The organism is Streptacidiphilus cavernicola (genome assembly GCF_042510955.1).
Classification (GTDB): domain Bacteria; phylum Actinomycetota; class Actinomycetes; order Streptomycetales; family Streptomycetaceae; genus Streptacidiphilus; species Streptacidiphilus cavernicola.
Map to the genome: position 1 here is coordinate 76271 of NZ_JBHFAB010000005.1, position 6425 is coordinate 82695.

General features: G+C 73.8%; 3 protein-coding genes. 1 reads left to right on the forward strand and 2 read right to left on the reverse strand.

The annotated features are described in order from the left end of the window. Positions 1-28: 28 nt before the first annotated feature. Both ACEZDE_RS08475 and ACEZDE_RS08480 read right to left on the reverse strand, forming a co-directional pair. Complete coding sequence (locus ACEZDE_RS08475) at positions 29-964, reverse strand: hypothetical protein (RefSeq protein ID WP_380534117.1); 936 nt, start codon at positions 962-964, stop codon at positions 29-31. Positions 965-1023: 59 nt separating this feature from the next. Next, positions 1024-1998, reverse strand: a complete 975-nt coding sequence (locus tag ACEZDE_RS08480; protein ID WP_380534119.1) for a helix-turn-helix domain-containing protein — start codon at positions 1996-1998, stop codon at positions 1024-1026. A 168-nt stretch (positions 1999-2166) separates the two neighbouring features. Here ACEZDE_RS08480 and ACEZDE_RS08485 point away from each other — a divergent pair, with 168 nt between their 5' ends. Continuing rightward, a complete protein-coding gene (locus ACEZDE_RS08485) occupies positions 2167-6333 on the forward strand; it encodes a hypothetical protein (protein WP_380534121.1) in 4167 nt (1388 codons plus the stop codon). Positions 6334-6425: the final 92 nt, after the last annotated feature.

Here is a 6425-nt window from a genome sequence, read left to right on the forward strand (position 1 = left end):
CACCCTATTTAGGGCGGCGCCTGTTCGGTCAGTGTCGCCGGTGCCGCCGCAGCAGTGCCGCGTACAGCGCCGAGACCGCGATCAGCAGCAGCACCGCGGCGGGCCAGTGGCTGGACGCGATCCTCAGGTCGGCGAGCAGCACCGCGGCCAGGACCGCCGCGGTGAGCAGCACCGAGACCAGCGCGCGGACGGCCACCAGGACGGCCCCCGGCCGTAGCAGCCAGCGCCGCCCGCCCGCCGGGAGCGGGTCGTAGCCTCCCACCGGGGAGTAGTAGGCGGTGGCCCGAGCCGCGAGGCCCGCGGTGGCGCGCCGGTACATCTCGGCGCTCGCCGGGATCCAGACCAGCGGGGCGGCGCAGCCGACCAGGACCACGGCGGCGACTCCGGCCCAGGTCGCGGCCCGGCGGAGCCGGATCCCGGCCCGGCTGCGGTTCCGGCCCCGGCTCCCGGCCGGGTCGGCTGGGGTGAGCAGGCCGATCAGGTAGGCGAGCCGCCGTCCGGTGCTCCACCAGCCGGGACGGGGCCCGGCCGGTTCGCCGCGGTCCGCGTGGGACGCGGCGTCGAGCAGGGCCCTGGCCGCGGCCGGGGTCGGGCTGACCCCCTGCAGCACCAGCAGGTCCTCGGCCAGTTCTTCCGGGGAGCGCGGCCGGTCGGGCAGCGCGGCCAGTTCCAGCACCATGGTCAGCTGGGCGACCAGCGCGGCGCCGAACGCGGCCGGCCACAGCAGCATGAAGGGGCCGCCCAGGAACGCGCCCTCGGCGACGGTGGCGCGGATTCCGCGCTCGGCGACGGTCCGGCTCCAGCGTCCTGGCACGGCGTCAGGGTGCGCGGCCCTGACCCGCGCCGCCGCGGCGGTCGCGTGCGGGCCGAGCAGGCGCACCGCCTGGACGGCGAGCTGCTCCGGGAGGTGGCGCGGATCGGCGGACCGCGCCGCCCGCAGCAGATCTCGCGGTGCGGTGCTCACCTTCGGAGGCTAGCCGAGCGCGCCTGGTTTGTCCGGTATCGCCCCGCAGGGCGAAGCGGCTAGAGCCAGCCGCGGCGTACTGCCTGGGCCCCGGCCTGGAAGCGGCTGGTGGCGCCGAGCCGGCTGATCAGTGAGGTCACCCGGCGGCGTACGGTCCGCTCGCTGATGCCGAGCTGGCGGGAGATGGCCTCGTCCTTGAGGCCGGCGTGCAGCAGGTGCAGCAGGGCGTGCTCGCCCTCGCCGAGGTCGGGGTGCGCGTCGGTCTCCGGCGCCTCGGCGGAGAAGACCGGGGTGGCCTGCTGCCAGCTCGCCTCGAACAGCTCGACCAGGGCGTCGCACAGCCGGGACCGGTGCACCAGGGCGGCGATGCTGCGGGTGCCCTCGGCGCTCGCGGTGAGCGGGATGACCGCGTCCCTGCCGTCGATCACCACCATCTTCAGCGGGACCCGGGGCAGCACCCTGGCCTGTTCGCCGAGCAGCACCAGGCCGCGCAGCCGGTCGGCGCGGTCGGGGATGGCCAGCACCTCGGTCGCGTACACCGCGCGGACCCGAACGCCGCGGGCGAGCAGCTCGTGCTCGGAGCGTGAGGCGGTTTGGTCGGCGGTGACATAGGGCGGGGCGTCGAAGGCGAGCACCTCCTCCTTGGCCCCGGCCATCAGCTCGGTGAGCCGGGCGGTGATCGCGGCCGGCCCCTCGACCAGCTCGACCAGCCGCTGCGGGTCGGTGCGCAGCATCCGCTCGTGGAACTCGGCCGCATAGATGTCCACCGCGGCCGTGGTGCGTTCGAGTTCGAGTCGGCGGGCGTGGATCAGCGTGGTCAGCCCGACCCGGGGGTCCACGGCGACGTAGCGGCCGGTGCGGCCCGGTTCGACGAAGGCGAGCTCCAGCCCGACCAGTGCGTCGAGGCTGCGGCGGACCCGCTGGTCGCCCACGCCGAGCAGCCTGGCGAGGTCGGCGACGGTGGCGGGGGAGCGGGCGACCAGATGCCGGTAGGTCTGCTCGGTGTGGTCGTCCAGTCCGACGGACTCAAGCATGCGGTCTCCTTTGCCTGCGCGGGCACGGTGCCGGACCAGTGTCACGCACCGTGCCACCGGCTGGCCAGAACCGGAATCTGTCCGGTTCAGGACAGCGCAAAGCCTGTCCGGTGACGGCTGCCGCTGCGACAGTTCACTGCATCCGAGCAGGTAGTGAAAGGCACCCCCATGAGAACAGGACGGGGCATACGCCCCGGTACCGTCGCGACCGTACTGGCGGTCGCGGCCGCCTTGCTGACGGCCCCTCTGGCACACGCCGACGCCGCCCCCGCGCCGAAGGGCGTCCGGCTCACCGCCGCGGCGATCAGCAAACTGAGTCAGCGTTACCAGAACCGGATCGACGGCACCCCCGGTCAGGTCGCCTACGAGGAGGGCGCTTCGGTGGCCCCGGCGATGCCGACCGGGCCCGCGGGCACCGGGCTCGGCGCGACAGCGGGCAAGGCGTCGGGCGCGGCGTCCGGCAGCTCGTCGGCCGCCGCCTCCGGGACGTCCGCGTTCCAGCAGACCGGCGCCTGGGAGACCGCGCGCGGCTTCGCCGAGACGGCGGCGCTCGGCGGGACCGGCGACTGGGTGGGCGTCTTCTCCGGCGGCACGGTCGCCCGCTACGACGCCGAGGGCAACCAGGTCTGGGACCGGGCGGCCGGCTCGTTCTACGCGGACTGGCAGGTCAAGCCGGTCAACGCGTTCCAGCCCTGGCCGTACACGCCCAACCTGTACCAGGGCTACGACCCCTACCAGATGTCCGTCACCGGCCGGCACGCCTATGTCACCGGTGACGTCAACGGCGACGGGGTCGACGACATCGCCGTGGCCTACGCGGTCGCCGACTCCCCGTTCCGGCCGTTCACCTCGCCGGGATCGACGCTGAACAACGGCACCTTCGTGACCGTCCTGGACGGCCGCACCGGGAAGACCGACTGGAGCAAGCTGGTTCCCGGCTACGTCGGGAACATGCTGGTCCAGGACGGCAGGCTGATCGTGGCCGACGCCACCGGGCCGTCCTGGAGCGTCGACCCGGTCGCCGAACAGGGCGACAGCCGCAGCAGTCTGACGGCCTACAGCTTCACCAGGGCCGCCGCGGGCAAGCTGACCGCGAAGACGGACTGGACCTACTCCACCCACGCGCCCTGGGCCAACTGGGGCGACCTGGAGCCGCTGGCCCACGGGGAGATCGCGGCCTCCTGGTCCGACACCCCGATGGGCCTGGGCAGCCCCCGCCCGGCCGACGGCCGGGTGCTGGTGCTGAACGGCGCCGACGGCAAGGTCGCGGTCGACGCCGAGACGCCCGGCTACCCGCGCATGCTGGCCCAGGACCCGACCGGCGACCGGGTCCTGGTGGTCGAGCAGCGCGACCCCTATGACGTGGTCGGCTGGGACCTCACCTCGATCGACGCGCACAGCGGCGCCCGCAAGGTGATCACCTCGCGGGAGGGCACCGTCCCCGAGGCCTTCGCGGTCGCGCCGTCCGCGCACGGCCACCAGGCCCGGTACGCGGTGGCCGAACTGGGCATCAACGCGGACCTGTCGGACGGTCAGAGCACCGTCTCCGGCCTGGACGGCAAGGGCGGCACGCTCTGGTCGCACACCACCGCCTCCACTGTCGGCGGCGCCAACGCCCCGACCCTGGCGCTGGCCTTCGACACCCACGGCGGCGGACAGGTGATCGCCTCGGTCTCCGACCCGGCGCAGGACACCGCCGCCGCCCCGCAGGCCCCGGAGCACACCCAGCTGATCGCCTTCGACTCCGGCTCAGGGAAGACCGACTGGCGTCAGCAGGGCGCCGTGTCCGGCGACCAGCTGACGCAGTACCGGGGCAAGCTGCTGACCGTCGGCTACGACGACACCGCCTACGCCGTCGACCCGGCCAAGGGCGGCTCGCGAGCCATGCCGCTGGCGGGCGACCCCTTCGCGGTGGTGAACACGGACGTGAACGGCGACGGCGTCAAGGACATGATCGTGGCCGGTCAGAGCCGCGGCGTCTTCGCCGTGGACGGCCGCACCCTGAAGCAGGCGACGCCGACCGTGCTGTGGCACAGCACGGTCGACGCCTCGGTGGCCGACCTCACGCTGGTCCCGGTCGGTTCCGGCAAGGCTGCTGGGGAGGTGGCCGCCGCCACCGGTGACGGCTTCTCCGTCCTGGACGTCCGCACCGGCGCGGTCCGCACCACCGTGCACCTCCCCGGCTACACCGACAAGCTGACCGTCGTCGGCGACGGCCACGGCGGGTCCGAGATCGTCGTCCCCGGCGGCGGCGGGCTGACCGCCTACACGCCGGACGGCGCCGAGCGGTGGACCTACCGGCCCAAGGGCACGGCCGGGAAGAGCCTCGTCTTCTCCACCGTCGCCACCGACGCCTCGGGTCATCTGCTCCTTGAGTACAGCGGCACCAAGGACGCGCCCGACAGCACCACCGCCGACCCGGCCCCGACCGTGGTCAGCCTGGACTCGGCCACCGGCGTCCAGGTCTGGGCCGAGACCCCGGCCGACCCGGGCGCCGCCGCGATCGCGCCGACGAACTCCGTCTTCGTCTCCCCGTACCTCCCCGGGGCGGACGGGCACGGCGTCGCCGTCGCGTTCAGCGGCCGACAGAGCAGCGGCGAGCACCTGGTGCAGATCCTGGACGAGCGCACCGGCGCGGTGCTGAGCACTCATGAGTCCTCCAACGCCTACTCCTTCCTGGGCTTCACCGCGTCGAAGCAGATCGGCATGGTCGAGCTGCTGACGTTCGACCAGATGATCTACCCGGCCGACGGCAGCGCGCCGTACGAGTTCCGCTCGTTCCTCGGGGCGCAGTCCGCGCTGTTCGTGAAGACCGCGGGCGGCACGGAGTCCTTCGTCGGCGCCGGAACGGGCTTCTGGGACTACACCCTGCCGTTCGGCAACACCGGCGGCGGCATCAACAGCGTCGCGTCGGCCGGTGCCCTCGGCGCCAGTGTGATCCAGCCGGCCCGGTTGGGCGACGGGCCCGGTGACGACATGATCGGCGTGGACACCGACTGGACCGACCTGGACGTCTCGCTCCAGACCGTCGGCTCGGGCAGCTACCAGCCGGACTCGTATCTGCACGGTCTGACCACCTACAAGATCACGGACGCCGCCGCGGCCGGCACCGCGCCCGCGGTCCAGCCCGCCGCCCCCCGGGCGAGCGGGGTCAGCAGGAACAGCGCCAGTCCGCTGCAGGGCTCCGAGATGCGGATCGGGACCGCCACCACGCCGATCAGGATCCAGGCCAGCCACCCGACGGCGCACCCCGAGGCCACCGGCGCGGCGGCGGACGGCGAGACCGCTCCCGGCTATACCCCGCAGCAGATCCAGGCCCGGCTCGGGCTCAAGGGCGACGGGACCGGGCAGACCGTCGCCATCGTCGACGCCTTCGACTATCCGACGGCCGAGGCGGACCTGAACCACTTCGCCGCGCACTTCGGCCTGCCGCCGACCTGCGACACGGCCGGCGCCGGAACCGACTGCTTCGACTTCCAGGTGACGTACGCCGACGGCGCCCAGCCGGCCGGCGACACCGGGTGGAACGAGGAGGCGGCGCTGGACATCGAGTGGGCCCACTCGGTCGCCCCGCACGCAAAGATCGTCCTGGTCGAGGCGGCCGACTCGGGCATGGCCGCGCTGGAGCGCGCGGACGACGCCGCGGCGGCGCGGCACCCGGCCGCGGTGAGCAACAGCTGGGGGGAGTCGGAGTTCTCCGAGGAGAGCTTCTACGACGGCCACTGCAAGCTGGCCGACTCGGTCTGCGTCCAGTCCACCGGGGACAACGGCTACCCGTCCGGCTACTCGGCGACCAACCCGTACGTGCTGGCCATCGGCGGCACCAGCCTCCAGTTGGACGCGGCCGGGAACACCCTCGGGGAGACCGCCTGGTCGTCCACCGGCGGCGGGCTGAGCTACTTCGAACCGCGTCCGGCGTACCAGGACGGCGTGCAGTCCTCGCCGCTCCGGGCCACCCCGGACGTCAGCTTCGTCGCCGACCCGAGGACCGGGGTGCCGGTGTACATCACCTTCGCGACCGTCAGCGGCACCCGGTCGCTGTGGCTGGAGGTGGGCGGCACCAGCCTGGCCGCGCCGATTTGGAGCGCGATCATCTCCTCGGCCGACCAGCTCCGGGCCGCGGCGGGCAAGCCGCACCTGGCCTCGGCCGGACCGCAGGGCGACACCGCGCACGCTGACGTCTACGCCCTGGGCGGCGGCTTCCTGCGGGACGTGACCTCCGGGTCCAACGGCGCGTGCGGCGCCGAGTGCACCGCGGGGCCCGGCTACGACACCGTCACCGGGCTCGGCTCGCCGACGGCGGGGGTGGACGCGGCGCTCGCCGCACTGAAGTAACGGCAGGAGTAACGGCGGGCAGGGCACAAGGAGGGGCGTGGCGTCCGCGGAACGCCTCCGGAAAGGTGGTCAAGGGCCTGCTGCGGGGGTGA